Annotated in this window: 28 protein-coding genes; 10 read left to right on the top strand and 18 right to left on the bottom strand. The window is 70.7% G+C overall.

Annotated features, from left to right (window positions below):
- Nucleotides 1–163 precede the first annotated feature (163 nt).
- The 3 genes from ACZ4SA_RS05605 (at nucleotide 164) to ACZ4SA_RS05615 (ending at nucleotide 2,005) form a co-directional block, all read left to right on the top strand.
- Entirely contained in the window at nucleotides 164–787 is a 624-nt protein-coding gene (locus tag ACZ4SA_RS05605) for a DUF6230 family protein (protein WP_468270144.1), read from the top strand.
- Nucleotides 788–843: 56 nt separating this feature from the next.
- Nucleotides 844–1,317 carry a DUF6114 domain-containing protein gene (locus ACZ4SA_RS05610; RefSeq protein WP_468270146.1) on the top strand — a complete coding sequence of 158 codons (474 nt, stop codon included), beginning with the start codon at nucleotides 844–846 and terminating at the stop codon, nucleotides 1,315–1,317.
- A gap of 157 nt (nucleotides 1,318–1,474) precedes the next feature.
- Nucleotides 1,475–2,005 carry a hypothetical protein gene (locus ACZ4SA_RS05615; RefSeq protein WP_468270148.1) on the top strand — a complete coding sequence of 177 codons (531 nt, stop codon included), beginning with the start codon at nucleotides 1,475–1,477 and terminating at the stop codon, nucleotides 2,003–2,005.
- Nucleotides 2,006–2,084: 79 nt separating this feature from the next.
- On the opposite strand, the gene ACZ4SA_RS05620 is transcribed toward ACZ4SA_RS05615, so the two are convergent.
- Nucleotides 2,085–5,462, bottom strand: a complete 3,378-nt coding sequence (locus ACZ4SA_RS05620) for a pyruvate carboxylase (RefSeq protein ID WP_468270150.1) — start codon at nucleotides 5,460–5,462, stop codon at nucleotides 2,085–2,087.
- A 298-nt stretch (nucleotides 5,463–5,760) separates the two neighbouring features.
- On the opposite strand from ACZ4SA_RS05620, the gene ACZ4SA_RS05625 reads away from it, so the two are divergent.
- Genes ACZ4SA_RS05625 through ACZ4SA_RS05640 form a run of 4 tightly spaced genes read left to right on the top strand, consistent with a single transcriptional unit; the run spans nucleotide 5,761 to nucleotide 7,950 of the window.
- Nucleotides 5,761–6,168: a phage holin family protein gene (locus ACZ4SA_RS05625; RefSeq protein ID WP_468270151.1), complete on the top strand. Its 408-nt coding sequence runs from the start codon at nucleotides 5,761–5,763 to the stop codon at nucleotides 6,166–6,168.
- Nucleotides 6,165–6,557 carry a DUF3618 domain-containing protein gene (locus ACZ4SA_RS05630; protein ID WP_468270153.1) on the top strand — a complete coding sequence of 131 codons (393 nt, stop codon included), beginning with the start codon at nucleotides 6,165–6,167 and terminating at the stop codon, nucleotides 6,555–6,557. The genes ACZ4SA_RS05625 and ACZ4SA_RS05630 overlap by 4 nt, the downstream gene beginning before the upstream one ends.
- Nucleotides 6,554–6,820 carry a DUF4235 domain-containing protein gene (locus tag ACZ4SA_RS05635; protein WP_468270155.1) on the top strand — a complete coding sequence of 89 codons (267 nt, stop codon included), beginning with the start codon at nucleotides 6,554–6,556 and terminating at the stop codon, nucleotides 6,818–6,820. The genes ACZ4SA_RS05630 and ACZ4SA_RS05635 overlap by 4 nt, the downstream gene beginning before the upstream one ends.
- 47 nt (nucleotides 6,821–6,867) lie before the next feature.
- On the top strand, nucleotides 6,868–7,950 hold the full coding sequence (locus tag ACZ4SA_RS05640) for a YihY/virulence factor BrkB family protein (RefSeq protein WP_468270157.1): 1,083 nt from the start codon (nucleotides 6,868–6,870) through the stop codon (nucleotides 7,948–7,950).
- Between the two features lie 197 nt (nucleotides 7,951–8,147).
- On the opposite strand, the gene ACZ4SA_RS05645 is transcribed toward ACZ4SA_RS05640, so the two are convergent.
- The gene (locus tag ACZ4SA_RS05645) at nucleotides 8,148–8,435 is read right to left on the bottom strand and encodes a hypothetical protein (protein WP_468270159.1); all 288 of its coding nucleotides are present in this window, start codon (nucleotides 8,433–8,435) and stop codon (nucleotides 8,148–8,150) included.
- Between the two features lie 177 nt (nucleotides 8,436–8,612).
- On the opposite strand from ACZ4SA_RS05645, the gene ACZ4SA_RS05650 reads away from it, so the two are divergent.
- A complete protein-coding gene (locus tag ACZ4SA_RS05650) occupies nucleotides 8,613–10,205 on the top strand; it encodes an MFS transporter (RefSeq protein WP_468270333.1) in 1,593 nt (530 codons plus the stop codon).
- A gap of 106 nt (nucleotides 10,206–10,311) precedes the next feature.
- On the opposite strand, the gene ACZ4SA_RS05655 is transcribed toward ACZ4SA_RS05650, so the two are convergent.
- Nucleotides 10,312–10,527, bottom strand: a complete 216-nt coding sequence (locus tag ACZ4SA_RS05655; RefSeq protein WP_468270161.1) for a substrate-binding domain-containing protein — start codon at nucleotides 10,525–10,527, stop codon at nucleotides 10,312–10,314.
- Nucleotides 10,528–10,906: 379 nt separating this feature from the next.
- Between ACZ4SA_RS05655 and ACZ4SA_RS05660 the strand changes: the two genes are divergently transcribed.
- Nucleotides 10,907–11,158, top strand: a complete 252-nt coding sequence (locus ACZ4SA_RS05660) for a DUF6400 family protein (protein ID WP_468270163.1) — start codon at nucleotides 10,907–10,909, stop codon at nucleotides 11,156–11,158.
- Nucleotides 11,142–11,372: a hypothetical protein gene (locus tag ACZ4SA_RS05665; RefSeq protein ID WP_468270165.1), complete on the top strand. Its 231-nt coding sequence runs from the start codon at nucleotides 11,142–11,144 to the stop codon at nucleotides 11,370–11,372. Before ACZ4SA_RS05660 ends, ACZ4SA_RS05665 begins: the two co-directional genes overlap by 17 nt.
- A gap of 58 nt (nucleotides 11,373–11,430) precedes the next feature.
- On the opposite strand, the gene hypE is transcribed toward ACZ4SA_RS05665, so the two are convergent.
- The 15 genes from hypE to ACZ4SA_RS05740 all read right to left on the bottom strand — a co-directional run bounded on the left by hypE (nucleotide 11,431) and on the right by ACZ4SA_RS05740 (nucleotide 26,370).
- Entirely contained in the window at nucleotides 11,431–12,549 is a 1,119-nt protein-coding gene (gene hypE, locus ACZ4SA_RS05670; protein WP_468270167.1) for a hydrogenase expression/formation protein HypE, read from the bottom strand.
- Nucleotides 12,542–13,681 (bottom strand): hydrogenase formation protein HypD, encoded by a 1,140-nt coding sequence (hypD, locus tag ACZ4SA_RS05675; protein ID WP_468270169.1) that lies wholly within the window; start codon nucleotides 13,679–13,681, stop codon nucleotides 12,542–12,544. The genes hypE and hypD overlap by 8 nt, the downstream gene beginning before the upstream one ends.
- Nucleotides 13,678–13,998 carry a HypC/HybG/HupF family hydrogenase formation chaperone gene (locus tag ACZ4SA_RS05680; protein WP_403864198.1) on the bottom strand — a complete coding sequence of 107 codons (321 nt, stop codon included), beginning with the start codon at nucleotides 13,996–13,998 and terminating at the stop codon, nucleotides 13,678–13,680. The genes hypD and ACZ4SA_RS05680 overlap by 4 nt, the downstream gene beginning before the upstream one ends.
- A 42-nt stretch (nucleotides 13,999–14,040) precedes the next feature.
- Complete coding sequence (hypF, locus tag ACZ4SA_RS05685) at nucleotides 14,041–16,428, bottom strand: carbamoyltransferase HypF (protein WP_468270172.1); 2,388 nt, start codon at nucleotides 16,426–16,428, stop codon at nucleotides 14,041–14,043.
- Nucleotides 16,425–17,120: a hydrogenase nickel incorporation protein HypB gene (hypB, locus tag ACZ4SA_RS05690; protein ID WP_468270174.1), complete on the bottom strand. Its 696-nt coding sequence runs from the start codon at nucleotides 17,118–17,120 to the stop codon at nucleotides 16,425–16,427. Before hypB ends, hypF begins: the two co-directional genes overlap by 4 nt.
- Nucleotides 17,108–17,536, bottom strand: coding sequence for a hydrogenase maturation nickel metallochaperone HypA/HybF (locus ACZ4SA_RS05695; RefSeq protein WP_468270176.1), 429 nt, complete (start codon nucleotides 17,534–17,536; stop codon nucleotides 17,108–17,110). Before ACZ4SA_RS05695 ends, hypB begins: the two co-directional genes overlap by 13 nt.
- A gap of 168 nt (nucleotides 17,537–17,704) precedes the next feature.
- On the bottom strand, nucleotides 17,705–17,821 hold the full coding sequence (locus ACZ4SA_RS05700; protein ID WP_468270178.1) for a DUF6893 family small protein: 117 nt from the start codon (nucleotides 17,819–17,821) through the stop codon (nucleotides 17,705–17,707).
- 77 nt (nucleotides 17,822–17,898) lie between these two features.
- Nucleotides 17,899–18,411 (bottom strand): hydrogenase maturation protease, encoded by a 513-nt coding sequence (locus tag ACZ4SA_RS05705; protein WP_468270180.1) that lies wholly within the window; start codon nucleotides 18,409–18,411, stop codon nucleotides 17,899–17,901.
- Nucleotides 18,408–19,811 (bottom strand): hypothetical protein, encoded by a 1,404-nt coding sequence (locus ACZ4SA_RS05710; RefSeq protein ID WP_468270182.1) that lies wholly within the window; start codon nucleotides 19,809–19,811, stop codon nucleotides 18,408–18,410. The genes ACZ4SA_RS05705 and ACZ4SA_RS05710 overlap by 4 nt, the downstream gene beginning before the upstream one ends.
- A complete protein-coding gene (locus ACZ4SA_RS05715) occupies nucleotides 19,808–20,446 on the bottom strand; it encodes a DUF6084 family protein (protein ID WP_468270184.1) in 639 nt (212 codons plus the stop codon). The genes ACZ4SA_RS05710 and ACZ4SA_RS05715 overlap by 4 nt, the downstream gene beginning before the upstream one ends.
- Nucleotides 20,443–21,108 (bottom strand): DUF5947 family protein, encoded by a 666-nt coding sequence (locus ACZ4SA_RS05720; protein ID WP_468270186.1) that lies wholly within the window; start codon nucleotides 21,106–21,108, stop codon nucleotides 20,443–20,445. The genes ACZ4SA_RS05715 and ACZ4SA_RS05720 overlap by 4 nt, the downstream gene beginning before the upstream one ends.
- Nucleotides 21,105–21,665 carry a hypothetical protein gene (locus ACZ4SA_RS05725; protein WP_468270188.1) on the bottom strand — a complete coding sequence of 187 codons (561 nt, stop codon included), beginning with the start codon at nucleotides 21,663–21,665 and terminating at the stop codon, nucleotides 21,105–21,107. Before ACZ4SA_RS05725 ends, ACZ4SA_RS05720 begins: the two co-directional genes overlap by 4 nt.
- On the bottom strand, nucleotides 21,662–23,443 hold the full coding sequence (locus ACZ4SA_RS05730; RefSeq protein WP_468270190.1) for a nickel-dependent hydrogenase large subunit: 1,782 nt from the start codon (nucleotides 23,441–23,443) through the stop codon (nucleotides 21,662–21,664). The genes ACZ4SA_RS05725 and ACZ4SA_RS05730 overlap by 4 nt, the downstream gene beginning before the upstream one ends.
- Before the next feature lie 67 nt (nucleotides 23,444–23,510).
- On the bottom strand, nucleotides 23,511–24,599 hold the full coding sequence (locus ACZ4SA_RS05735; protein WP_468270192.1) for an NADH-quinone oxidoreductase subunit B family protein: 1,089 nt from the start codon (nucleotides 24,597–24,599) through the stop codon (nucleotides 23,511–23,513).
- A gap of 55 nt (nucleotides 24,600–24,654) precedes the next feature.
- Nucleotides 24,655–26,370 (bottom strand): enoyl-CoA hydratase-related protein, encoded by a 1,716-nt coding sequence (locus ACZ4SA_RS05740; RefSeq protein WP_468270194.1) that lies wholly within the window; start codon nucleotides 26,368–26,370, stop codon nucleotides 24,655–24,657.
- Nucleotides 26,371–26,384: the final 14 nt, after the last annotated feature.

Raw genomic sequence — 26,384 nt, forward strand, 5'->3', positions numbered from 1 at the left:
GCTTCGCCGGCTTCGGCCCGCCCATGGGGATCAGACGTCACCCGTATGCCCCTGCTGACGTGCCGTCGGCGGACGGCGCGGGGAGCCTAAGATCCGTCACTGGCGTGATCATCCCCTCCCCCTGTCCGGCTGCGGGGGGAGCTTCCTGACCGGAGGGGACGGAATGTCGCACAGCTTCGGCAGGACCCGCTGGAAGCGCTTCGCCCTGGTCCTCGGCGCGGGTGCCACAGCCGCTGCGGCTCTCGGTGTCGGCATGGCCCAAGGAGCGCTGGCCGCGTCGTTCTTCATCTCCGGCCAGAGGTTCCAGGTCGGTGCGGACACCATGAACGTCCGCGGGCTGAGCATTTACGGCATGGTCGACGTGACCAAGAAGGGCACGCTCGTACCGGTCGCGGTCACGGGTATGCGGTCGGCGAGGATCAGCGGGCTGTGCCAGTCCGTGGTGGTTCCGGTCCCGGTCCTGGGCCCGTACACGCTGCGGCTCACCGGCGGAGACGGGGAGACGACCGAGGCGAAGAACTTGTTCATCGACGCGACGGGCCTGTCGGTCGGGCAGGCGAATCTCAAAGACCTCGACATCGGAGTGGCGGCGGGTGCGGTCCGTAAGGGGCCGATCAACCCGGAGGACAGGGACTCGCGGTTCTTCGACCCGAACGGCGTCGCACAGCAGGCGGTCTCGGCGGTCCTGACCGACGTGGAGGCGACGGCGGTCGCGGTCTCCGCAAGCACGATGAAGGTCCCCGACCTCCGCCTGAGGCTCAAGCAAGGCAGTCACGAGTGCTTCTGACCTCTCGTCGCAAAGCGCGCACTGCGCCGGCTCCCTCGTCACCTTGGATTGTTTCCGTGTTCTTCGATCTCACCGGCAGACGTCACGACGTGCGTGCCGCCGCCGCGGACACCCTGCGACGCTTCAGGGGGTGGCGGCGCGGACGGCCCTTCTGGGCGGGGCTGTTCACCCTCGCGGCCGGCCTGCCCATCATCTACTTCCCCTACGTGCACCTGACCGTGGCCGGCATCCCGCTGGCGCTGTCCACCACCGCCGGCGCCGGTGCCATGATCATCGGGGTGCTGCTGATGGTCCTCGGCGTCACCCTCTGGCTCCAGCAGCAGGTGCGGGTGTTCGCAGGCATCGCGACCCTGCTGCTCGTTCTCGTCTCGTTTCCCGTCGCGAACTTCGGGGGCCTGTTCCTCGGTCTCATCTGTGGGCTGGTCGGTGGTTCACTGGCGTGTGCCTGGGCACCTCCCACAGCCGATGCCGAGCCGCCGAACCGCAGCTCCGCGGCCGTCCCGGCGGGGGAAGGCCGAAGTGGAACCTGAGGACCCGCCCGGCCGTCCCGCAGTGAGGCCCCATGCCGAGCCACGCAGCCCCGTCCGCGCCCGGCCGGCGTTCCGAGTGAGCAGCCGGTCGCCGCGGTTCCTCACGAGGACGCCGGCGCTGGTTGCCCTGCCGGCGGCCCTGTTGCTGGGAGCACCGGTGGCCGTCGGCATGCCGCCCGGCGTCGGCGACGCCCGCGAGACGACCCGCGCCCGTGGCACGGCGGACCGTCCCGCGAACGTCCCCTGGGTGATGCGGGTCGGCAGACTCGTTCTGCACGGCAGCGCCTTCCACGGCGTGGTCACCCGGCGGACCGCGGCCGGGCCTTCGCGGGCTCTGAAGTTCACCGCCCGGTCGATGGACATCACCGGTCTCGACCTGGCAGCGAGCAGCTCCGGCGCGACGGTTCGTCTGCGGGCCAGGGCCGGGACCACCTCCACGGCCGAGGGCAAGGACGTGGTGACGCTGTACACCCGGAAGCTGTCCGGCACGGTCACCGGTCTGGGGGGCGCGCCGCTCCCTGCGGACCGCAGCGTCACCGTGACTCCCGACGCCCTGCCTTCGTGGCTCTCCCGCTCCGGCGCTCCCACCCGCACACTCACGTTCGAGAACGTGACCGTGTCGCAGGTGGCCCAGTTCGGCGGCGAGCTGTCCGTCACGGGGTCGGTCCTGTCCGCGGCGGACCGGTGACCGGCGACGGTCCCGTATGCGGGCGGCCGGCCCAGGAACATCACCGGGGCCGGCCGCGCGCGCGTGCTCGAAACAGGTGTCAGCCGATCTCGATGAGCAGATCTCCCGCTTCGACCTGCTGGATCTTCCCGATCGCCAGCCGCGCGACCGTGCCTGCGGCCTGCGCGGTGATGGAGGCCTCCATCTTCATCGCCTCGATGGTGGCCACCGTCTGACCCGCCGACACCGAAGCGCCCTCCTCCACCTGGAGCGTCACGACGCCCGCGAACGGCGCGGGGACATGGCGGTCGTTGCCGCGCTCGGCCTTCTCCGCGGCCTTGACCTCGGTGGCGACGGACTTGTCCCGCACGGACACCGGACGCATCTGGCCGTTGAGCGTGGCCAGTACCGTACGGAAGCCCCGCTCGTCGGCCTCGGAGATCGCCTCCAGCTCGATCAGGAGTGTGACACCGGGCTCCAGGGGGACCGTGTGCTCGGCGTCCGGCTCCAAGCCGTAGAAGAAGTCCTGCGTGGGCAGCACGGACGTGTCTCCGTACGCCTCGCGGTGGGCGTCGAACTCCTTGGTCGGGCCCGGGAACAGCAAGCGGTTCAGCGTCGCCCGCCGGTCCCCTGCCAGCCCCTGGCGGTCCTCCTCCGACAGGGTCGGGGTCTCGGCATGCGCCGGGCGGCCCTGGAGTGCCCGCGTGCGGAACGGCTCGGGCCAGCCGCCGGGCGGGTCGCCCAGCTCGCCGCGCAGGAATCCGATCACGGAGTCCGGCACGTCGAACTTGCCGGGGTCTGCCTCGAAGTCGGCCGCCTCGACCCCTGCTCCGACCAGGTGCAGGGCGAGGTCTCCCACCACCTTCGAGGACGGGGTCACCTTGACCAGCCGGCCCAGCATCCGGTCGGCGGCGGCGTAGCAGTCCTCGATCAGCTCGAAGCGGTCGCCGAGGCCGAGCGCGATGGCCTGCTGACGCAGGTTCGACAGCTGTCCGCCGGGGATCTCGTGGTGGTACACACGCCCGGTGGGCGAGGCGAGCCCCGACTCGAAAGGTGCGTAGACCTTGCGCATCGCTTCCCAGTACGGCTCGAGCCCCCCGACCGCGTCCAGCGAGAGCCCGGTTGCGCGCTCGGTGTGGTCGGTGGCCGCCACGAGCGCCGACAGGGACGGCTGGCTGGTGGTGCCCGCCATCGAGGCGACGGCTGCGTCGACGGCGTCGACGCCCGCGTCGATCGCGGCGATCAGCGTCGCGAGCTGACCGCCCGCCGTGTCGTGGGTGTGCAGATGCACCGGGAGGTCGAAGCGCTCGCGCAGGGCGGTCACCAGGGTGCGGGCGGCGGGTGGACGCAGCAGGCCCGCCATGTCCTTGATGGCCAGCACGTGCGCGCCGGCGTCGACGATCTGCTCGGCGAGGCGCAGGTAGTAGTCCAGCGTGTACAGCTCTTCGGCCGGGTCCGACAGGTCCGCGGTGTAGCACAGGGCGACCTCGGCCAGCGCGGTGCCGGTGGACCGTACAGCGTCGATGGCGGGACGCATCTGCGAGACGTCGTTGAGCGCGTCGAAGATCCGGAAGATGTCCATGCCGGTCGCCGCCGCCTCGGCGACGAAGGTGTCGGTCACCTCGACGGGGTAGGGCGTGTAGCCGACGGTGTTGCGCCCACGCAGCAGCATCTGGGTGCAGATGTTGGGCACCGCCTCCCGCAGGGCCGCGAGCCGCTCCCAGGGATCCTCTGCGAGGAAGCGCAGGGCCACGTCGTAGGTGGCGCCGCCCCAGCACTCCAGGCTCAGCAACTCCGGTGCTGTGCGCGCGACATGTGGGGCGACGGCCAGCAGGTCGCGCGTCCTCACCCGGGTGGCCAGCAGGGACTGGTGCGCGTCACGGAAGGTCGTGTCCGTCACCGCGACGGCCCGCTGCGCGCGCAGCTCCGCCGCGAACGCCTCCGGCCCGAGCGCCGCAAGGCGCTGCCGGGAGCCTTCGGCGGGCGGGCCGGCCGGCGAGACGGGAGGGAGCTTGGCGGCCGGGTCGATGACCTGGGGACGCGGGCCGTGGGGACGGTTGACGGTCGTCTCGGCGAGATAGGTGAGCATGCGGCTGCCGCGGTCGGCCGAGGGGCGCGCCCGGAGCAGCTCCGGATGGTCGGCGATGAAACTCGTCGTGACACGGCCCTCGCGGAAGCCGGGGTGGTCGAGTACGGCGCCGAGGAAGGGCAGGTTGGTGGCGACTCCGCGGATACGGAACTCGGCGATCGCACGCCGTGCGCGGCGGGCGGCGTTGGCGAAGTCGTGGCCGTGGCAGGTCAGCTTGACCAGCATCGAGTCGAAGTGGGCGGACACTTCGGCGCCGGTGTGCACGGTGCCGCCGTCGAGCCGTACGCCGGGGCCGCCCGGGGAGCGGTACGCGGAGATGGTGCCGGTGTCGGGGCGGAAGCCGTTGGCGGGATCCTCGGTGGTGATACGGCACTGCAGGGCCGTGCCGGTGAGGACGATGTCCTCCTGCGTCAGGTTCAGTTCCGGCAGCGTCCTGCCCGCGGCGATCCGCAACTGCCCGATCACCAGGTCCCGTCCGGTGACCTGCTCGGTGACCGTGTGCTCCACCTGGATGCGGGGGTTCATCTCGATGAAGACATGGTTGCCGCGCTCGTCGACGAGGAACTCCACCGTGCCCGCGTTGACGTACCCGATATGCCTGGCGAACGCGACGGCGTCGGCGCAGATGCGCTCGCGCAGTTCGGGGTCGAGATTGGGCGCGGGCGCGATCTCGACGACCTTCTGGTGACGCCGCTGCACCGAGCAGTCCCGCTCGTACAGGTGGACGACATTCCCTTCGGCGTCGGCGAGGATCTGCACTTCGATGTGGCGTGGGTTGACGACGGCCTGCTCCAGGAAGACGGTGGCGTCCCCGAACGCCGACTCCGCCTCGCGCATCGCCGCGTCGATCGCCTCCCGCAGCTCGGCGGGCTCGGCGACGTGCCGCATTCCCCGCCCGCCGCCGCCGGCGACGGCCTTGACGAACACCGGGAACCCGATGGAGTCGGCCGCGCCGACCAGCGTGTCCACGTCCGTGGACGGCTCGGACGACTGCAGTACGGGGACCCCGGCCTCGCGGGCGGCCGCCACCGCGCGGGACTTGTTGCCGGTGAGGTTCAGCACGGAAGCGGGCGGCCCGACGAAGGTGATCCCGGCCTCGGCGCACGCGGCGGCGAGGTCGGGGTTCTCCGACAGGAAGCCGTATCCGGGGTAGATGGCGTCGGCACCGGCCTTGCGCGCGGCCTTGATCACCTCGTCGACGGAGAGGTAGGCCCGTACCGGATGGCCCTTTTCACCGATCTGGTAGGCCTCGTCCGCCTTGGCCCGGTGAAGCGAATTGCGGTCCTCGTAGGGATACACGGCGACGGTGGAGATGCCGAGTTCGAACGCGGCGCGGAAGGCGCGGATCGCGATCTCGCCCCGGTTGGCGACCAATACCTTGCGGAACATCAATCTCCCCTGTCGTGTTGCGGGCGCGCGCGACCTCTTGCGGGCGCGCGGAGGTGGTGATGTCACTCCGGTTGCCGGGACCGGCATCCGCTGTTCCCGTGGACGGTACCGATCGGTACGGGTGGAGTCGATCTCCCACGGGCGGGAGCTACGTCACGTCTGACGGCGCACGGCGCACGGCGCACGGCGCATACGAGGAATACGGGATCCGCTGTCATGAACCGCGCGGATCGGGAAACCCGCAGCGCATGAAGCCTCAGGGTGGTGAGTGCATGAAACCTCAAGGTGGTGAAGGTTGATGAGGCAAACGCATCGGGACACTTCGGACGAGCCGGTCGGCGCGCTGGTCTCCCAGGCGTCGCAGCAGATCTCGCAGCTGATCCGCGAGGAGATGCAACTGGCGCGGGCGGAGATGACGCAGAAGGGCAAGCGCTTCGGCAGAGGCGGCGGCCTGTTCGGCGGCGCCGGCCTGGTCGCGGTCCTGGGGCTGCAGGCGCTGGTCGCCACAGCGATCATCGCGCTGGCCCTTGTCCTGCCGTGGTGGGCAGCCGCGCTGATCATCAGCGCCGTCCTGTTCCTGATCGCCGCGATCCTGGCCGCCGCGGGGAAGAAGAACATCCGCGAGGCCACCCCGCCGAAGCCCGAGAGGGCGATCGACAGCCTGCACAGGGACGTGCAGGAGATCAAGGAAAGGGTCCATCGATGAGCAGCAACTCCTCCCCGAACGGCAACCGGCCCGACGCGGGCGCGAGCCCCGACGAGCTGCGCGCCCAGGTCGAGGACACCCGTGAGCAGCTGGGCAGGACCGTGGAAGCACTCGCCGCGAAGGCCGACCTGAAGGCCCGCGCGCAGCAGACGGCTGCCGAGGTGAAGGACCACGCCGCGGCGAAGGCCGTGCACGCCAAGGAGCACATCGCCGCGTCCGTCTCGACGGTCGGCGACAGGCTTCGGCACAAGGCGCCGCCCGTGCAGGACAAGGCGCACCACGCTGCCGAGACGGCCCGCGGGAACCCGGGCCCGCTGCTGGCCGCCGGGGCTGTGGCTGCGGCGCTCCTGCTGCTGGTGGTGCTGGCACGGCGCAGGAGCCGGCGATGAAGGCATCGAAGATCGCGTACAAGCCGATCGGCCTGGCACTCGGCGCGACCGGCGGCGCACTGGCGGGAGCGGCGTTCGGCCAGGTGTGGAAGCATCTCGGGCACGACGAGGAGGCCCCGGACGCCACCGACGAGGACCGCACGTGGCGTGAGGTCCTGCTCGCCGCCGCGTTGCAGGGCGCGATCTTCGCGCTCGTCAAAGCCACTGTGGACCGTGGTGGCGCCACCGCCGTCAGGCGCGTCACCGGCACCTGGCCCGGCTGAGGAGTGCGGGCAGGTTTCCCGCGCATGAAGCCGGACACCCGCCCGACATGGCACACCTTCCGAAAGTGGGACATCGTGACCGGCCGGCCTCCTCCGAGCGGCCTCACCGCCCCGAGGGGGCCGGACCGCCGCCCGCCGACGGGACGGACAGCCTCCCCGGTCCGGCTCCCGACACGGAGCGCGCCGCCCCCGGCAGCCCGACCGCCATGCCGAAGAAGTCGTGGGGACAGGTGCTGCGCCGGACGGCCAAGGAGTTCAAGGACGACGAGCTCACCGACCGGGCGGCAGCCCTCACCTACTACGGCATCCTTTCCCTGTTCCCGGCTCTGCTGGTACTGGTGTCCCTCCTGGGAGTCGCCGGGCAGGGCGCGACCCAGAAGGTGCTGGACAACCTCCAGCAGTTCGCACCGGGGCCGGCCCGCGATGTGCTCACGAACGCGGTGACGCAACTGCAGGGCAGTGGCGGCACGAGTTCCGTCCTGGCGATCATCGGTCTGGTCCTGGCGGTCTGGTCGGCCTCCGGGTACGTGGCCGCGTTCATCCGCACATCGAACGCCGTCTACGACCTGCCCGAGGGACGACCGACGTGGAAAGTGCTTCCGGTGCGGCTCGGAATGACGGTGGCGCTCTTGATCATGGCTTGTGCCGGCGCGCTGATCGTCGTCCTCTCGGGCGGCATCGCCCAGCGCATCGGCTCCGCCCTCGGTGTCGGCGACACCGCGATGACGGTGTGGTCGATCGCGAAGTGGCCCGTTCTCGTCGTCCTCGTGGTCCTCATGATCGCGCTGCTGTACTGGGCGGCGCCGAACGCGAAGGGCCGCGGGTTCACATGGGTCTCCCCCGGCAGCGTCCTCGCCGTCGTCATCTGGCTGATCGCTTCCGCCGGTTTCGCCTTCTACGTGGCGAACTTCGGCTCGTACAACAAGACCTACGGCACCCTCGCCGGCGTGATCATCTTCCTGGTCTGGCTGTGGATCACGAACCTAGCGATCCTCCTCGGCCTCGAGTTCGACGCCGAACTCAGCCGGGAGCGCGCCATCGCCGGTGGCCATCCCCACGACCAAGAGCCCTACGTCGAACCGCGCGACACCCGCCAGTGGACCGACGAGGACCGCCGCCGCCTCGAATGACACGCCACGTCACCCTCCGGGCCCTGAGCATCGAAGCCGCAGAGCTTCAGCTCATGAAACTACGTGCCCAAGTGCGGCGCATCGAGCGGCTGCTGTCACAACACGCACAGCGCCTCGGCAGAAGACGACACGGAGGCAAGTGACCTGCTCCCAACACCTTTGCCGCCTTGTCGGGCTGCCCCGCCCCCGCACGGCCTCTACGAGTACTGCGCGATCCAACGGCGGTAGGCAGCGATTTCCCGGCTCGTCAGCGTCAGGCGTCCGGGGCCGGACCGGTCCGCTGGGAGTTCCGCGGCCCGGAGCACAGCACGGTACGTGTCACCCGAGAGGTGCAGCAGTAGCCGGCCCTGCTCGACCGTGCTGATGGCCATCCACGAGTCCCCGCTGTCCTCGTCGGCTTCGTCGGTCGGCTCGACGGTGGAGACAGCGGTCACGGTCAGCACCGCCGGGATGGGCACGGGCGTGGGCATGGAGCTGTCTTTCATGGAGTCCTGATTACCAGGCCTCGCCCGTACACCGGGCAGGCGCGCCGGGGTGCACTTGGAGCACAGGCAGCGGCCCTTGCCCTCGTACGGACCAGTGGCACGCCGCCCGTCCGGTCACGGGAACGACACATGTGCGGGTCGACCCCGTTGCACTCGGTGAAGCTGCCACAGTGGCCGATGCTGGAGAACGAGCCGCTCGAGGGGTCTCGACGCGGGCCGTGTGCCGGAGAGGTGGTTGCTGTGACATCGGATTACCCCGGTGAATCTCCGACGGGCGGTGCCCGGACACCCGAGGAAGAGGAGGAGCAGTCCTGGGAGCGGCGGTGGCCGGCGCTCACGGTCTGTCTCATCGCAGGGTTCATCACGCTGCTGGACGTGTCGATCGTCAACGTGGCACTCCCCTCGATCCGCGAGGGGCTCGACGCTCCGGAGTCGGTCCTGCAGTGGGTCCTGTCGGGGTACGCGCTGGCCTTCGGGCTCCTGCTGATCCCCGGCGGACGTCTGGGTGACGCGTGGGGCCGGCGGACGGTGTTCATGCTGGGCCTCGCCCTGTTCACCGTCGCCTCCGCGGCCTGCGGGGCCGCCCAGTCCGGCACGTGGCTCATCGTCGCCCGTGTCCTCCAGGGCTTCGCGGGCGGCCTGCTCTCACCCCAGATCTCGGCGCTGATCCAGCAGATGTTCTCCGGCTCGGAGCGCGGACGGGCCTTCGGCATGTTCGGCACTGTCGTGGCCGTCTCCACGGCCGTCGGACCGCTGCTCGGCGGATTCCTCATCCAACTCGCCGGTGCGCAGGACGGCTGGCGTTGGGTGTTCTACGTGAATCTGCCGATCGGGGCGGTCTGCCTCGTGCTCGCCAAGCGGTTCCTGCCGGACACGCCTTCCGCGGCCCGGCTCACCATTCGGCGGCTCGATCCCCTCGGCGTGCTGCTCCTGGGCTGCGGGGTGCTGGCGCTGCTCCTGCCGCTCGCCCAGGCGGAGCAGTGGCACAGTCCGGAGAAGTGGCTGCTCGTCGTCCTCGCGGTGGTTCTCCTCGCATGCTTCGTGGGCTGGGAGCTCCGCTGGAAGAAGCGCGGGGAGGAGCCCGTTCTCGACCTTTCCCTGTTCCGGGTGCGCAGTTACTGGCTGGGGTGCCTGCTCGTCCTCTTCTACTTCGCGGGATTCACCTCGATCTTCTTCGTCAGCACGCTGTACCTGCAGAGCGGTCTGCACTTCAGTGCGCTGATGGCCGGCGCGGCGATCACCCCGTTCGCGGCCGGCGCGGGACTCTCCTCGCACGTGGGGGGCAGGCTGGTGAGCCGGTTCGGCAGGCCCCTGATCACCGTCGGTCTGACCATGGTCGGCGTGGGGCTCGCCGGGACCGCGGTCGCCGTCCGACTGGTTCCCGGGCCGGGCATCGCGTGGGCCATGGCGGCCCCGCTGCTGCTGGCCGGGCTGGGCAGCGGTCTGGTGATCTCGCCGAACCAGACGCTGACGCTGAACCGGGTTCCGGTGGGGTCGGCGGGCAGCGCGGCCGGCACGCTGCAGACCGGGCAGCGGGTCGGGTCCGCCGTCGGTATCTCCGCCGTGGGGTCCGTCTTCTTCGCGCAGGTCGGCCGGGGTGACTGGGCGCGAGCCTACGACGCGGGGCTGTTCGTGTCGGTCGCCTTCGTCGCCGTCGCGCTGCTCATCTCGCTGACCGACGTCATCGGCAGCCGCCGGCGCCGGCATCCGACGTCGGCCAGTGCGTCCGACGTCGCCGAGCTGACGTGGCGCTGCGGCAGGCAGAGCTGACGGGGCTCGGGAAGCCGCGCACGGATCTGGGGGCCGGAGTCCGCAACTGCCGCTGCGGGTAAGGCTCGTGGCCTGCGGGTCCGCCCCAGCCCCGGGTCCCGGCCGGTCACCCCACAGGGGTTGCGGTGCCGGCGCGCGGGATCAGGTGCGTCGGGAGCACGATGTGCCGCGGCATGTCCGCTTCTCCGTCGTTGACGAGGGCGATCGTCAGCCGGGCGGCTTCCCGCCCCAGGTCCGACGGGGACTCGGCGACGGTGGACAGGTCGGACCACTCGGCGAGTTGGTGGTCGTCGAGGCGGAGTACCGATACGCGGCCGGGCACGTCCACATCGCTGTTGCGCAGGGTCCATGCGACGGAGATGGCGGCTCGTGCTGTTCGGCGAAGACGGCCGTCGGCGGCTCGCGGAGGCTGAGCAGCCGTCCGACCGCCTCCGCGGTACTGCGCTTGTCACCGATCGTCGTGGCGACGACAAGGTCGTCGTCCGGCGGGATACCCGCCTCTGTAAGCGCCGGCAGGACCGACGGCGCTCCAACGGCGCCCCCGCCGGCGCGCCGGCCCGCAGCCGGTGGGCAGCGGGCTGGAGCGATGCGGCCGGCAGCCGGAGCGATGAGGTGCGTCACACCGTCTTCACGGGGCGTCGGCCGCTCTGGTAGACGTGGCTGGATCCAGCTCGTAGCACCATCATCCGAAAGCACCCCCCATGGACCAGGGCTCCGCACCCGACCACCTGAACTTCGCCATCGACCTCACTCTCGAGGAGGCCCGACGACGGGCCGAGGTCGTGGCGGCTCTCGGGCCCGACTGGGACCCCGTGGCCGCGCTCCGCTCGGAGGAGGCGGCCCATGCGCTCCTCTACTCCGGCCTGGACGCGGAGCAGGAGCAGGTGTACCGCAGGCTTGTGGCCGCGGGCGTACTGCCAGAACGGGAGCCGGGCGATGCGCCTTCCCATTGATCCGCAGGCGGACCGCGCCCGACGGGCATGGGTCGCCTGCCCCGGATGTGACGACGCGCGGGGCTGTGTGACCTGCGCGGAGCGGCGCAACTGCTCCGAGCACTGGCGCTATCTCATCTCGAACGAGGGCTCCCGGGTCCATCTGCAGTGCCCGGGCTGCGCACACACCTGGACGCTGGACACCCGGCGCGGCGGAAGCGGACGGACCGCCTGAGCGCGATCCGCCGGACGCGACGGGCACCCTGCGCCCCCGCCCCACCCCCCGGTGCGGCTCAGCAGATCCGCGGCAACTGTTCGCCGACGGGCAGATCGACGACCCGTGTACCGCCGAGGCCGGTGCGGGCAACCACCATCCCGCGGTGCTCGTCGACCACCTCGCCGATCACGGCGGCCTCCGCGCCCAGCGGATGGGCGCGCATGGCCGCCAGGACCTGCTCGGCGTGCTCACGCGGGACAAAGGCGACCAGCTTGCCCTCGTTCGCCACGTACATCGGGTCCAGACCCAGCACGGCACACGCGTTGAGCACGGGTTGCGGCACCGGCACCGCCCTTTCCCGGACGACGATCCCCGTCCCGGACGCGGCCGCGATCTCGTTGAGCGAGGCGGCCAGTCCCCCGCGTGTCGGGTCACGCAGGACGTGCAGGTCGGGCGTGACGGCGAGCATCGCGTCGACGAGGCCGCCGAGCGCCGCGCAGTCGCTTTCGATCTCGACCCCGAACTCGAGGCCCTCCCGCACGCTCATGATCGCCACACCGTGGACACCGATGGCGCCGCTGACGATCACGACATCGCCGGGTACGACCCGCTGGGGGCGCAGATCGACCCCGGGCGGGATCAGACCGATACCGGAGGTGTTGATGTAGATGCCGTCGCCGTGTCCGGCCTCCACCACCTTGGTGTCCCCCGTCACCACCTCGACCCCGGCCGCGCGGGCAGCCGCTCCGAGGGTCTCGGCGACGCGGCCGACGACGTCGATCCCGACGCCCTCCTCGAGAATGAAGCCGCAGGACAGGTAGGCGGCGCGGGCCCCGCTCATGGCAAGGTCGTTCACCGTCCCGTTGACGGCCAGGTCGCCGATGCTGCCGCCGGGGAAGAACAGGGGCCGCACCACGAAGGAGTCCGTGGAGAAGGCCAGCCGCGCCCCGCCGAGTTCGAGGGCGGCGGAGTCCGTCAGGGCGGACAGCACCGGGCCGCCGAAGGCCGGGGCGAAGACCTGCTCGACGAGCTCGGCGGACATGACCCCGCCTCCGCCGTGGCCCATCACGATCCGGGGCCGGTCTTGCAGCGGTGCGGGGCAGGTCCAGGAGAGCATGTCCGGCCCGACGCGTTCGCCGCACTCCTCCGCGGCGTTCGGGTCCGCGGGACGGGGCGCGCTGGTGGTGTCAGACAACGGCGCTGCCCTCCAGGGACGAGGCTCCGGGGGCCGGGGCCTTCAGCTCGAGCCGCCGGTACAGGTAGTACGCGGCGCACGCACCCTCGTTGGAGACCATCGTGGCTCCCAGCGGTGTGCGGGGTGTGCAGGTCGTACCGAAGGCCTCGCACTCGTGGGGCTTCAGCTGGCCCTGCAGGACCTCCCCGCTGCGGCACTCGGCCGGTTCCCGGGTGTTGATGCCGTCGACCGAGAAGCGGTACTCGGCGTCGTAGTCCCGGTAGCGCTCGGACAGCCGCCAACCGCTGTCGGGGATGACGCCGATGCCACGCCATGCCCGGTCCGTGACCTCGAAGACGTCGTCCAGCATGGCCCGGGCGGCCGGGTTGCCCTCGGCCCTGACGGCTCGCGGATAGGCGTTGTCCACCGTGTGTTCGCCGCGCTCCAGCTGCAGGACGGTGCGCCGCACCCCCTCGAGGATGTCCAGCGGCTCGAATCCGGTCACGACGATGGGCACTTGGAAGCGCTCGGCGAGTTCCGGGTACTCCGCCGTCCCCATCACGCTGCACACGTGGCCCGCAGCGAGGAACGCCTGCACACGGCAGTCCGGCGACTGCATGATCGCTTCGATCGCCGGAGGTACGCGCACGTGCGAGACGAGCAGACTGAAGTTGCGGATTCCGAGCTTGCGCGCCTGATACACCGTCATCGCGTTGGGGGGTGCGGTGGTTTCGAAGCCGATGCCGAAGAAGACGACCTCCCGGTCCGGGTTCTGCTCGGCGATCCGCAGCGCGTCGAGGGGCGAGTAGACCACCCTGACGTCACCGCCCGTGCCGCGCACCTGGAAGAGGTCCCGTCCGGTGCCGGGCACGCGCAGCATGTCCCCGAAGGAGCAGAAGATCACCCCGGGGCGTGAGGCGATCTCGAGGGCTTTGTCGATCACTTCAAGCGGTGTCACGCACACCGGGCAGCCCGGGCCGTGGATCAACTCCACGTCGTCCGGCAGCAGTTGGTCGATGCCATGCCGGATGATGGTGTGGGTCTGGCCGCCGCAGACCTCCATCAGTGCCCATGGCCGGGTGACCGCGCCGCGGATCTCGTCGAGCAGCCGTGCCGCCAGGTCCGGGTCGTGGAATTCGTCGATGTACTTCACCGCTGTACCTCCCCGGCGACGCCGTCCTGCGTCGGCCGTTCCGCTTCTTCCAGGTGGGCGGCCGCTTCCCACGGGTCACCGAACTCCTCCTGGAGCATGCCGAGGTTCTCGAACAACTCCAGTGTTCTGCGGGCCGATTCCTCGTCCAGCCGCTGGAGGGCGAAGCCGACATGGACGATGGCGTACTCGCCGACCTGCAGGTCCGGCAGGTACTCCAGGCATACCTCCTTGACCACTCCGCCGAAGTCGACGGTGGCCATGCGGGTACCGTCCCTGTCCTCGACGCCCAGCACTCTGCCGGGTACCGCAAGGCACATGCGTGTCTCCTTAACGTTGGGCTGGTGGGCCTGCGCCCGTCATCAGGCCTCGGTGGCGGCGTGGGCGGCCACGACGAGCTGACCGACGGCCAGCCCCCCGTCGTTCGGCGGGATGCGCTGATGGCGCAGGACCGTGAAGCCGTCCTGGCGCAGACCGCGGGCACAGAGGGAGGAGAGCAGGACATTGGCGAACACCCCGCCGGTCAGCGCGACGGTCTGCGTCCCTGTCTCGTCACGCGCCGCGGCGCACACCGTACGGACGAGCCGCGCCACCGCCTGATGGAAGCGCGCCGCGACGGCCGGCGCCGGGGTGCCCCGCCGCAGGTCTTCGACGACCGCTTCGAGCAGGGGCGCGGGGTCGTACGCGAGCGGGGACCCGGCCGACCGGACCAGCCGGAACACATACCGGACGTCCTCCTCGGTCGCGGCGCCCACAGCGGCGGCCTCGAGTTCGATCGCCGCCTGCGCCTCGTAACCGCTGCGATGGCAGACTCCGGCCAGCGACGAGACCGCATCGAACAGACGGCCCATGCTCGAGGTGGGTACACAGTTCAATCCGCGCTCCAACTGCTGGCTCAGCAGGCGGAGTTCATCGGCGGGGCAGGCCGCCGTGCACGGCAGGTCACCGCTCCAGGTGATACCCGCCGTTCGCAGGTGCGCCAGCGCCATGCGGTACGGGCGGCGCACGGCCGCGTCCCCGCCGGGCAGCGGGACGTACGCGAGGTGCGCGAAGCGGGAGTACCCCTCGTAGTCGGCGATCAGGAACTCGCCGCCCCACACCGCGCCGTCGTCTCCGTGGCCGGTGCCGTCGAAAGCGACTCCGATCACCGGGCGGCTGCCGTCCAGGCCGTGCTCGGCCATGGCGGCCGCGACGTGGGCGTGGTGGTGCTGGACCCGTTCGACCGGGCGCCCGCCGGCGTTCCGGCGCGCCCACTGGGCGGACCGGTAGGCCGGGTGCCGGTCGGCGACCAGCACGCGGGGCCGCACGCCTGTGATCGACTCCAGCTGCTCCTCGGCTCGTTCGAACGCCAGCTGGGTCGCGAGGTCGTCCATGTCCCCGATGTGGGCCGAGAGCCAGGCCTTACGGCCCTCGCCGAGGCAGAAGGTGTTCTTGAGGTCACCGCCGACGGCAAGGGCGGGGGCCACCTCCACGGGCAGGGTGAGGGGCAGCGGGGCGTGTCCGCGGGAGCGGCGCAGCATCAGCGGCTCACCGTCGCAGACACGCACCACCGAGTCGTCGCACGGGACATGGATGGGGCGGTCGTGCAGCAGCCAGGCGTCCGCGAGGCCGACCAGCCGCGTCTGTGCTTCCGTGTCGTCGGTGACGATGGGCTCGCCGGCGATGTTGCCGCTGGTCATGACCAACAGCCTGGGTGCTTCCCGCTCCGGCGTGCCCGTTCCGAGGAGCAGATGGTGCACGGGGGTGTAGGGGAGCATCACGCCGAGGTCGGGGCTGCCCGGCGCGACCCCTTCGCAGGGGAAGGCGGTTCCCGGGTGCGGGCGGGCGCCCGGACGGCGCCGCATCAGGACGATGGGACGGACACTCCCGGTGAGCAAGTCCCTTTCCTCCGGCCCCATGTGGACGAGGCGCTCGACGTCGGAGATGTCACGGGCCATCAGGGCGAACGGCTTGTCGCCGCGGGCCTTGCGCCGCCGCAGTTCGGCCACCGCCGCAGCGTTCGTCGCGTCGCAGGCCAGGTGGTAGCCCCCGAGCCCCTTCACGGCGACGATCGCGCCGCCGTCCAGCAGCCTGCGCGCCCCGGTGATCGAATCCGTGTCCGCGGGCGCGGCCGAGGACGCTCCGGCGCCGTCGCTCCCGGCGACGATCAGCCGCATGCGGGGGCCGCAGGCGGGGCAGGCGACCGGCTGGGCATGGAAGCGGCGGTCGACCGGATCGTCGTACTCCCGTGCGCAGTCGGGGCACATCGGAAATCCGGCCATGGTCGTGTGTTCGCGGTCGTAGGGCACGCCGGTGACGATGGTGAAACGCGGCCCGCAGTGCGTGCACGTGATGAACGGATGGCGGTGCCGCCGGTCCGCCGGGTCGAAAAGCTCCGCAAGACAGTCGGCGCAGGTTGCCGTGTCCGGGGAGACCAACGTGCGCACGGGGCCGCCCGCGCGGGACGGGACGATGGTGAATCCGCTTCCCCCGGTGGCGGGCACCTCGGTGGCGTCCACCGATTCGACGAGCGCGAGGGGCGGGGCTTCGGGAGCGATACGTGCGCAGAAGCGCGCGACGGCGGCCGGTTCCCCTTCGACCTCGACGGCCACACCGTCGACCGTATTGGTCACATGACCCGAGAGCCGCAGTCCCGAGGCCAGCGTGTACAGGTAGGGCCGGAAGCCCACCCCCTGCACCACGCCCCGCACCACGACCCTGCTGCGCTGCACGGCCGGCGCGAGGGTCGCACCGGACTGCGGCGTGATCACGCGCGGGCCTGGGCCATCACCGGAGCGTGGACGGCGCTCCCCCCGGCCGCCGACAGGGCCCGGTCGAGGAGACAGCCCGCGCCCTGTGTGCTGCGCACGGACGTGAGGACCACCTCCACGCCCGGGTTGACCTGCTGCACATTGCGGCGGAAGGCGGCCTCGTCGAACGCGGCAGGCTCCGCCATGTCGGTCTTGGTGACGACGACCAGCTGCGCGAGTCCGAACGCGGTGGGGTACTTGAGCGGCTTGTCCTCCCCTTCGGTCACGGAGGCGAGGACGACCCGGAGTGATTCGCCGAGGTCGTAGGAGGCGGGGCAGACGAGATTGCCGACGTTCTCGACGAACAGCAGTCGGGTGTCCTCGGGCAGCCAGTCGTGCAGATGCCCGGCGAGCATGTCGGCTTCCAGATGGCACAGACCGTCGGTGAGGATCTGCTTGACGGGGGCGCCGGAGCGGGCCAGGCGGTCCGCGTCGTTCTCGGTGGCCAGATCGGCGGTGAGCGCGGCGACGGGGACTCCCCGTTCTTGTGCCATCAGCAGCTCGCGCTCGAGCAGTGCGGTCTTCCCGCTGCCGGGGCTGGAGAGCAGGTTGACGACCGTGGTGCCGCGTGCGGCCAGTTCGGTGCGCAGAATCTGTGCCGCAGCCTCGTTCTTCGCCAGGACCGCCCGCTGGAGGTCCACTACTCGGCACATGGTCGGCTCTCCTCGAGGATCGGTTCGCGGATGGTTGCGTGCGTCGTGTCGGTGTCGGTTCCGGCTTCCGCGTCGGCCCATCGGACCTCGGAGATCCGCAGGTCACGGCCCGAGATGAGATCGGCGGCGGCGTCGCCGCACGCCGGGCAGATCAACTGCGGCGGCATTCCGACGTCCCACACGTCCGCGCACGCCCCGCAGCGTGCGGTGCCCGGCACGGACCGGGTGATGAGTTCGGCGCCTTCGAGGACCGTGCCGGCGCAGGCGAGTTCGAAGCAGAAGGCCAGCGCGTCGGGGACGACCCCGGCCAGCTCCCCCACCTCGAGGCGGACGCTCTCGACGCCGACGCCCCCGCCGGAGGGTGCTGCCTGCTCGACCTGGTCCACGACGGCGAGCGCGACGGACATCTCGTGCATCGGTCTCCGTCCTGATACCGCGGGTGCCTCCGCCGCCCATTACAGGGCGGAGCCGTGGTGCACGGGCGTCCGGCGCGCCGGGGTCACACCGTTGCGTACGCCGTTCGGTTCACCCGGGCCGCCCCGCCGGCCGGGTAGGCGCGCCGGCCCGGGTAGCCGCGCCGGGCGTCACATCTTGCGCATGCGGAGGTAGCGCATGAGGTCGGGCAGGAGGCCCCTGACGACGGCGGCGACCGCCGTGGCGGCGGTGGCGGCGGCAGCACCGCCGATGAGGGTCTTCTTCATGGGGTTCTCCGAACCTCTGCTACGACGGCTTGTCATCCGGCTGCCTTTCACACAATGACCTTTCATGCGACGGCCTTTCATACGACGGCTTCCTTCCGGACCAGATCGGTCACCATCCGCACCGCTCCCGGCACCGCGGCGTCCACCTGCGGGCTGAGCCCGATGACTTCGTCGATGACGGCGGGTTCGCAGCCGACCACCAACGTGCGCCGCGGGGGTGTCGCGCCGGTCCCCGCACACAGCGTGTCCAGCAGTGCCAGGACGGCGTCGGGCGACATCCGGTGCCCGTCGAACGGGACGTCCTCCGGGGCGGGCGGGTCGCCGGGCGATCCCGCCTCGATCAGATACAGGGTTCCCGGTTCGCTCCCGCGCGCGGTCGCGTCGACGATCACGAGTGTGTCGTAGCCGTCGAGGAGCTGATAGGCGAGGTGGACGCCGCGGATCCCGACGTCGGCGACTTCGGCGTCGGGCGGCAGTTCCTCCTGGGTCAGCCTTCTGGCGACCTCGACGCCGAAGCCGTCGTCGCCGAGGAAGATGTTGCCGACCCCGGCGATCAGGGTGCGGGACCCGGGCGGTACGGGACTGGTCACGCGTCCTCCAGGGCTTCGACCTCGTCGGGCTGGAAGTAGAGGTACCGCCCCTGCTCGCGGCGGATGTCCGCGCCAGGGTCGTCGTCGACGGTGACGGCGATGTGCACTCCTCCGTCGACGTCGTGCAGTACGGCTTCGACGAGGGCGCTGCGACCGTGCAGGAACAGGTCCTGGGCGTCGGTGTGGCGCAGACCCGGCCGCAGCACGACCTTGCTGCCCGCGCGTACCGTCCGGCCGTCGACCAGGACGTGGTCGCGGTCCGGATCGACGCTCGCGTCGCCGCCCGGGTCCCACCAGGGGGTGTCGGGCCGGAACACTGCCTGTTCGTCGGGTTCCCGCTGCCCGGTGACCTCCCGCAGGCTGCGCACCGCTCCGTGCAGGCGTTCCAGGACCTCCGGCGGCATGGTGTCGGCGAGGTCGATGACGGCAGCCGCGCGGGCGTCCGTTCCTCTGGCCTCGCGCTTCTCCTCGTCGGTGAGTGCCGCGGTGCGCAGGGCCAGGATCTCGTCGATCTCGGTGGCGTCGTACAGGGCCCCGGGGCTCTCGGGCGCGATGGCCGGATGGTCCTCCAGGATGATCGGCGAGGAGAGCACCAGGTCGCCGCTGCCCGGTTCGCCGGCGAGCACGGGCCAGGTGTGCAGATTGCGGCAGGCCGCGACAGCGCCTCGCGCCCATTCGGGCGGGTCGGTCATGGAGAGGAACGCTCCGGCGTCCAGCCGCAGCAGCACATGACTGGCGACCAGGGAGTACGGCAGGGCGGCATCACGGTCGCCGCCGCTGTCGGGCGTCCAGGAGCTCGTGTTCTCCACGACCACGCACAGCCGTTCGACGCGGTAAGGGCCGTCGAGCTCGGTCGTGGACAGGCGTACGGCGCCGCTGATCGCCTCCCGGCGGCGCACGAGCCGTCCGACGTCCCTGCCTGCGGCGTCGGTGACCGGCTCGGTGTTCTCGGCCGCCGGACGGGTGAAGGGGAAGGCGACGCCGCCTCCCGTCAACTCCGAAACCTGGACGGTGAGTTCGACCCTTTCCTCCTGGCCCTCGTCCCAGGGCACCAGGACCCGGTCGTCCAGGTGCAGTTCGCGTACCGTCTCGAACGTGCCGTCGGGCCGGGCCTTCTGGACGACGCGCCGCTGGGTGTGCAGGAAGCGGACCTCGAGCGCGAGCGTCGCACCCCGTTTGGCTTCCATGAGGCATTCGGTGTGCTGGAAGTCGTGTTCCTCGCCCGCGGCGCTCCAGGCCGGAGGAACGAGGACGCCGAACTGCCAGCGCAGCTTGTTCTTGGCGGCCGACGCCCGGTACGGGTAGAGCACATAGCCTTCGAAGAGCACCGCGTCGGCGACCTGACGGGCGACGGCGAGACGCGCCTCGGTGTCGGGGGTGAACGTGGTGGCCAGGGTCATGGCGTCCTCTCCCCCGCCGCTTCGAGGAGCGACTCGACGGTCGCTTCCCATGAGGGCAGCGCGCGCCGCGACCGGTAGGCGAGCAGCGCGTCCATGGCGTCCCGCGGGAGCCGGATCCAGCCGCAGCCGGGGAAGTGCTGGTCGACCATCTCCTGCCAGGTCTTCACCGGCATCCGGTGGGCGATCTCCTTGTCCCAGGGCACAGGCTCGACATGGAAGCCGCCGGCGCCGGTGAAGGCGGTACCGGAGAACAGCATGAGCAGCGGCACCTCCCCGTCGGCCAGGGACCGGAAGTAGCGGGAGGCCGCGACGTCCGTGTCGTAGGTGCAGGGCACGACCAGGTCCGTCTCGATCTGCCCGGTGAAGCCGGGGACCATCACGGAGACCTGGGCGAACTGCACCGGGTTGAGGCTGGTGCCCCACCGGTGACGCTCGCCGAACAGGTCGCTGAGCGCCTCGGCCTCCGCGTTGTCGTATCCACGCCGGGCGGGTTCGATGCGGATCTGGCAACGCAGTGCGAGGGCGTGGACCCGTACGCCCTCGGAGGCGGTGATCCGCAGCCGGAACACGAGGGTCGGTCCCGCGGCGTACGGGTCGGCGCGCACGCCGGTGCAGCTGAAGGAGAACTCGGTCATGGCCGGCTCCCCTGCACGTCGCGGGCCGTGCCGCGGACATGGGCGAAGAAAGCGTCGAGGTCGGCACGGGCCTCCGCGCCGCCGTCGAAACCCTGCCAGCGCAGTCGCATACGGCCCACCAGTTCGTAGCAGATGTCGATCGGCACGAGATAGCACTCGGTGCGGCCTTCGTGGCGGCGCAGCAGCAGAGCCTCGACGTCCGGTTCGAGCAGGGCTGCGAGGTGCGTCCCTTCAAGGACTCTCTGCCAGGACGACGGCTCGAGTTCGCTCTCGGTGGCGCCGGCCGGGCTCGGGTAGAGCGCGACGAGTCGTTCGAGCGCCGAGTTGCGGAAGAAGAAGGCGACTCCGACGGGGATCCGCAGCAGCTCCCAGGCGTTGTCGTCGAGCCGGTGGCCCGGATCGCTCAGGTAACGGCCGGGGACCGCGCGGAAGCGGCCCTTCGGCCCGCCCGAGCGGTCCAGCAGTTGGGAGCAGGGGCCGCAGACGCAGGCCAGTGCTCGTTTCTCGGTGTCCACGAGGTGCCGGTGGCGTTCACCGCCGAGGGGCGCCCCGCACAGCTCGCACTCCTCTTCTCGGGGCCGCCGGGCCGTGGTGAAGCGGCGCAGGCCCTGCGGGCCCGGGGGGCGCCACGTCCGCCCCGGCCCGGCCTGGGGCGCGCTCACGACGCCGTCGCCGGTGAGCGGCCGCCCGGTCCGGGCGGCGGGCCGCTGCCGATCTGGAGCAGCGCCGGCTCGCGGGAGGCGGCCGCCGCTTCCATGTCGACACCGGTCACCTCGGGCGCGAAGCAGGCGAGCGCGTCGACGGCTGCCTGCCGGACCGACTCCTGGGTGCTCGGGCAGCCGCAGCCCGTCGAGGCGGTGACGCGCAGGCGCAGCACACCGGTCGACTGGTCGAAGCCCGCGTGCTCGACGGGGTGCGGAATGCTGTCCAGGCCACGCGCGATGCGGGCGGGCAGGTCTTCCGGGTGCAGCCCGTGCAGATTCAGCAGGCTTGCGACGAGTTCGTCGCCGAGCAGCCCCTCGAGCGGGGTGCCGGCCGTCCGGGCGACGGGGCGCTGGAGCAGTTCGACTGCCCGGCCGAGCGCCGCGCCGTAGAACTCCATGAGAACCCGCACCAGTTCCTCCGCCGCCTTGCAGGCTTCGGCGTCCTTTGTGGCGGCCAGCCGGTCGAGGACCTCCTCGACCTGCCGGCCCGCCTGCTCCGCTGTCGGCGCGCTCATCCGGCGAGGCCGCTCAGCCCGGTGGGCACATGCATCGACTTCACCGTTTTCCCGGCGCCCACGTACATGTGGACACCGCAGGGCAGACAGGGGTCGAAGCTGCGCACGGTACGCATGATGTCGATGCCCTTGAAGTTCTCCGGCGGGTTCTCCTCGAAGATCGGCGTGTTCTGCACGGCGTCCTCGTAGGGGCCGGGAGTGCCGTAGGTGTCGCGGGTGGAGGCGTTCCACGGCGTCGGCGGGTACGGGTGGTAGTTGGCGATCTTGCCGTCCCTGATGACCATGTGGTGCGAGAGGACACCGCGCACCGCCTCGGTGAAGCCGACACCGATGGACTCGTCTGGCACCTCGAACTTCTCCCAGGTCTGGGTGCGTCCGGCGCGGACCTCCTCGAGGCCCTTCTCCGCGCAGTGCAGGGCGACGGCCGCGGCGTAGGCCTGGAAGTACGTGCGGGCGCGGTTGCGCTCCAGCGCGTTGCTCCACTGGGGGATCTTCCACTCGAGGGTGGTCTCCGGCTTGGTCATCGTCCGAGGCAGGTTGATGACGACGCTGTGGCCGGTGGCCTTGACGTACCCGATGTCGACGAGCCCGGACAGGGCGGTGGACCACAGGCGCGCGATGGGGCCGCCGCCGGTGTCCAGCGGCAGATGATCCTTGCCGTCGAACCAGCGCGGCGACATGACCCAGCTGTACTTGTCGCTGAAGTCCCGCTTCTGCGGGGCGGGAATGGTGTGCTGGTTCCAGGGGTGGCGGGGGTCGACCGGGTTGCCGAGCGGGTCGTGGGTGACGAACTGCTCCTGGCCCTGCCAGTCCTCGTAGTACGAACTGCCCAGCAGGATACGGATGCCGAGGTTGATCTCGGTCAGGTCGTTGGTGACGAGTTTGCCGTCCACGATGACACCGGGGGTGACGAACATGCGCCGGCCCCACTCGCTCATGTTGGCGTAGGTGAAGTCGCAGTACTCGGGGTCGTTGAGCGCTCCCCAGCAGCCGAGCAGCACCCGTCGGCGGCCCACTTCCTCGTATCCGGGCAGGGCCTCGTAGAAGAAGTCGAAGAGGTCGTCGTGCAGGGGGACGACGCGCTTCATGAACTCCACATAGCGCATGAGGCGGGAGAGGTAGTCGGTGAAGAGCTGGACGGAGGCGATCGTGCCGACGCCGCCCGGGTACAGCGTGGAGGGGTGGACATGGCGTCCCTCCATGAGACAGAACATCTCCCGCGTGTAGCGGCTGACCTGGAGCGCCTCGCGGTAGAACTCGCCCTCGAGGGGGTTGAGGGAGCGCATGATGTCGGCGATGGTGCGGTAGCCGTGGTCGGCGGCGTGCGGCGCCTCGGTGCGTTCGGCGAGTTCGAGGACGCCGGGGTTGGTCTCGCGGACCATCTTCTCGCAGTAGTCGACCCCGACCAGGTTCTCCTGGAAGATGTTGTGGTCGAACATGTACTCGGCGGACTCGCCGAGGTTGATGATCCACTCGCCGAGGTGCGGCGGCTTCACGCCGTACGCCATGTTCTGGGCGTACACGGAGCAGGTGGCGTGGTTGTCGCCGCAGATACCGCAGATCCGGCTGGTGATGAAGTGCGCGTCTCGCGGGTCCTTGCCGCGCATGAAGACGCTGTAGCCGCGGAAGACCGACGAGGTGCTGTAGCACTCCGCGACGCGCTTCTGCTTGAAGTCGATCTTTGCGTGGATGCCGAGACTTCCCACGATCCGGGTGATCGGATCCCAGGCCATCTCCACCAGGCCGGTGCCGTCACCGGTCGTCGTCGAGGATGCCATTGTGTGCGCGGTGCCCTTCGTCAGTTTTGCGAGCAGGAGATGGAGTCGGTGGCCTGATGGGGAGCGGTCACCACGGCGGCCGGTAGCCCGTGGTGACCTTCTGACCGGTGTGCCGCCACTTGGGCTCGCGGTCCACCGTCTTGGCGGTGATGGTCCGCAGCCTGCGGATCACGGAGCCGTACACGCCGCTGGCGGTGCTGGAGACCTTGCTGCCGGGAGGTTCGTCCATGAACGGCATGAACTTGTCCGGGAATCCGGGCATGGTGCAGGCGATGCAGATGCCTCCGACGTTCGGACAGCCGCCGATGCCGTTCATCCAGCCGCGCTTGGGGACGTTGCACTTGACGACGGGGCCCCAGCAGCCGAGCTTGACGAGGCACTTGGGAGAGTCGTACGTCGTGGCGAACTGGCCCTGCTCGTAGTAGCCGGCCCGGTCGCAGCCCTCGTGGACGGTGGCGCCGAACAGCCACGTCGGCCGGAGCTTGTCGTCGAGGGGGATCATCGGAGCGGAGCCTGCTGCCTGGTAGAGCAGATAGGTCAGGGTCTCCGCGAAGTTGTCCGGCTGGATGGGGCAGCCGGGCACGCACACGATGGGGATGCCCGCCTTGGACTTCCAGTCCCAGCCCAGGTAGTCGGGCACGCCCATCGCGCCGGTCGGATTGCCGGCCATGGCGTGGATGCCGCCATAGGTGGCGCAGGTGCCGATCGCGACCACGGCGAGGGCCTTGGGCGCGAGCCGGTCGATCCATTCGCTGGTGGTGATGGGCTGGCCGGTCTCCGGGTTGTCGCCGAAGCCGCACCAGTATCCCTCCTGCTTGATCGCCTCGTTGGGCACGGAGCCCTCGATCACCAGCACGAACGGGTCGATCTCGCCGCGCTCCCCCTTGAAGAACCACTCGATGAAGGTGTCCGCACCGCCGACAGGGCCGCACTCGAAGTCGATCAGCGGCCAGTGGACGGCGATCTTGGGCAGGCCCGGCAGACCGGCGAGCGCGATCTCCTCGATGCTGGGCTGCATGGCTGCCGTGAGGGCGACCGAGTCGCCGTCGCAGCTGAGCCCGGCGTTGATCCAGAGGATGTGGATCGGTTTCTCGTCGCTGCCGGGCTCACCGGATGCGACGGGCTCTTCGACCGTGGCCGGCGTTCCTGCGTTCATGAGTACGCCTCCTGGGAGGTTTGCGGCAAAGGCCTCATACGGGCCTCCGATCTTGCTAACAGTCCGCCGGGCGCACCGCCACCGCACCCGGGCTGTCGACGCCCGCGGGAACCGCCTGCTTTCGCACGAACGCACGGCGCAGGGCGTGGTACGGCGCATCCGGGTCCGAGAAGGTGCGCAGCATGTGGGCGAGTTCTTCTTGGCGATAGGCGGCCAGCGGCTTCGTGGACGCACGGCGCTCACCTTCCGCCTTCTTGGTGGCGACGCGCAGCGCAGCGGTGGGGAGCGCCGCCATTCGTGCCGCCAAACGGGTGACCTCGGCCGTGAAGTCCCGGGGAGCGCAGTCGACGACCCGGTCGACAAGTCCCATGCTCTGCGCCGCGGACGCGGACACCGGCCGGGCCTCCTCGGTGAGCCGCTTCGCCATGGGGCCGCCCACTCTGCGGGGCAGGCTGTACGTCCAGTACTCCGAGCCGTACAGGCCCATGAGCCGGTAGTGCGGGTTGAGCACGGAGCCCGACCGGCACCAGACCTCGTCCGCGGCCAGTGCGAACATGACACCGCCGGCGGCGGCGTTGCCGCCGATCGCGCTGACCACGAGCCGGTCGGTGGTGGTCAGAACGGCTTCCACCAGGTCGTTCATGGCATTGATGTTGGCCCAGGACTCCGCGGCGGGGTCGGCTGCCGCGTCGATGACGTTCAGGTGGATGCCGTTGGAGAAGAAGTCCCGGCTGCCGCCCACCACCAGCACGGCGGTGGGGCGGGAGCACGCCGCCCGGTAGGCGTCCAGCAGTCGGCGGCAGTGACCGGTGCTCATCGCGCCGCCGGGGAAGGAGAAGGAAAGGATCCCGACCGGTCCCTCCTCCCGGTAGCGGATGTCGCTCCAGGTGACGCTGCCCTCCGCCGGGTGCAGGGGCGCGGGAATCTCGGGCAGGGACGGCAACCGGTCGGCCAGCGCGAGAGCGGCGGGCAGTTTGCAGGCGCGCGGCAGCCCGGGACCGCGGTGGGCCCGCAGCTCGGCAATCCACACCGCGCCGTCGGCTGTCGCACGACAGACGGCACCCGCACGGGTTGCCAGCAGCTCACCGGGCCTGCCGCGCAGCGCGTCCTCCACGTGGCCGCCGTGAAGGAACCATTCGCCACCGAGCAGCTCGTCCCGCACACCGGGCTGAGAGTCCGCGGCACGCAGTTTGCGCAGGACCGTCTCCGTGGAGTCGTCGTGCCAGGAGATCCGGCGCATCTCCTGCCGGAAGTACGGCCGGATCCGCGCCCCGGCCGTCTGCGGGAGGCTGTGCTGCTGCCGGGGCACGTAGGCGCCCGAGGCGTAACGCTCGACGGCCAGCAGGACGGCTTCGAGTGCCGCGTCGGAGACCTCGTTCCGGTAGAGGTCGCTCTTGGCGACCCGGGGGACGGGAAAGCCGACGGTCGCCCAGACGTCGCCGGCGTCCATCTCCTCGTCGGCCTGAAGCACGGTGACGCCCCACGCGTCGACGTCCTCGTCGATCGCCCAGTCCAGCGAGGACGGCCCGCGGTCGCCCACCGGCCCCGGATGCACGATGAGGCAGGTGCAGGCCGTCCACACGTCCCGGGGAACCACGGCCTTCAGCAGGGGCGCCACCACGAGGTCGGGCCGGTGCCGCTGCACCGCGGCCCGCACCGCCGAGCCGTCGGGCGTCACCTCCACGGCGACGACATGCCTGCGGTCACGGAGTTCGGCGTGGACCCGCTGAGTGAGACTGTTGTACGCGCTGGCGACGAGCAAGATGCGCATGGCTGCCCTCCCGC

It is taken from the genome of Streptomyces sp. NPDC027962, from assembly GCF_055566095.1.

What these genes read in the sequence shown, in the direction of transcription:
- ACZ4SA_RS05640 (WP_468270157.1), top strand. Translation starts at nt 6,868, where the DNA reads ATGGCACACCTTCCGAAAGTGGGACATCGTGACCGGCCGGCCTCCTCC.
- ACZ4SA_RS05605 (WP_468270144.1), top strand. Translation starts at nt 164, where the DNA reads ATGTCGCACAGCTTCGGCAGGACCCGCTGGAAGCGCTTCGCCCTGGTC.
- ACZ4SA_RS05650 (WP_468270333.1), top strand. Translation starts at nt 8,613, where the DNA reads ATGCTGGAGAACGAGCCGCTCGAGGGGTCTCGACGCGGGCCGTGTGCC.
- ACZ4SA_RS05645 (WP_468270159.1), bottom strand. Translation starts at nt 8,435, where the DNA reads ATGAAAGACAGCTCCATGCCCACGCCCGTGCCCATCCCGGCGGTGCTG.
- ACZ4SA_RS05695 (WP_468270176.1), bottom strand. Translation starts at nt 17,536, where the DNA reads ATGCACGAGATGTCCGTCGCGCTCGCCGTCGTGGACCAGGTCGAGCAG.
- ACZ4SA_RS05635 (WP_468270155.1), top strand. Translation starts at nt 6,554, where the DNA reads ATGAAGGCATCGAAGATCGCGTACAAGCCGATCGGCCTGGCACTCGGC.
- ACZ4SA_RS05660 (WP_468270163.1), top strand. Translation starts at nt 10,907, where the DNA reads ATGGACCAGGGCTCCGCACCCGACCACCTGAACTTCGCCATCGACCTC.
- ACZ4SA_RS05665 (WP_468270165.1), top strand. Translation starts at nt 11,142, where the DNA reads ATGCGCCTTCCCATTGATCCGCAGGCGGACCGCGCCCGACGGGCATGG.
- ACZ4SA_RS05710 (WP_468270182.1), bottom strand. Translation starts at nt 19,811, where the DNA reads ATGACCCTGGCCACCACGTTCACCCCCGACACCGAGGCGCGTCTCGCC.
- ACZ4SA_RS05625 (WP_468270151.1), top strand. Translation starts at nt 5,761, where the DNA reads ATGAGGCAAACGCATCGGGACACTTCGGACGAGCCGGTCGGCGCGCTG.
- ACZ4SA_RS05740 (WP_468270194.1), bottom strand. Translation starts at nt 26,370, where the DNA reads ATGCGCATCTTGCTCGTCGCCAGCGCGTACAACAGTCTCACTCAGCGG.
- ACZ4SA_RS05620 (WP_468270150.1), bottom strand. Translation starts at nt 5,462, where the DNA reads ATGTTCCGCAAGGTATTGGTCGCCAACCGGGGCGAGATCGCGATCCGC.
- ACZ4SA_RS05680 (WP_403864198.1), bottom strand. Translation starts at nt 13,998, where the DNA reads ATGTGCCTTGCGGTACCCGGCAGAGTGCTGGGCGTCGAGGACAGGGAC.
- ACZ4SA_RS05630 (WP_468270153.1), top strand. Translation starts at nt 6,165, where the DNA reads ATGAGCAGCAACTCCTCCCCGAACGGCAACCGGCCCGACGCGGGCGCG.
- hypB (WP_468270174.1), bottom strand. Translation starts at nt 17,120, where the DNA reads ATGTGCCGAGTAGTGGACCTCCAGCGGGCGGTCCTGGCGAAGAACGAG.
- ACZ4SA_RS05725 (WP_468270188.1), bottom strand. Translation starts at nt 21,665, where the DNA reads ATGAGCGCGCCGACAGCGGAGCAGGCGGGCCGGCAGGTCGAGGAGGTC.
- ACZ4SA_RS05715 (WP_468270184.1), bottom strand. Translation starts at nt 20,446, where the DNA reads ATGACCGAGTTCTCCTTCAGCTGCACCGGCGTGCGCGCCGACCCGTAC.
- ACZ4SA_RS05735 (WP_468270192.1), bottom strand. Translation starts at nt 24,599, where the DNA reads ATGAACGCAGGAACGCCGGCCACGGTCGAAGAGCCCGTCGCATCCGGT.
- ACZ4SA_RS05730 (WP_468270190.1), bottom strand. Translation starts at nt 23,443, where the DNA reads ATGGCATCCTCGACGACGACCGGTGACGGCACCGGCCTGGTGGAGATG.
- ACZ4SA_RS05700 (WP_468270178.1), bottom strand. Translation starts at nt 17,821, where the DNA reads ATGAAGAAGACCCTCATCGGCGGTGCTGCCGCCGCCACCGCCGCCACG.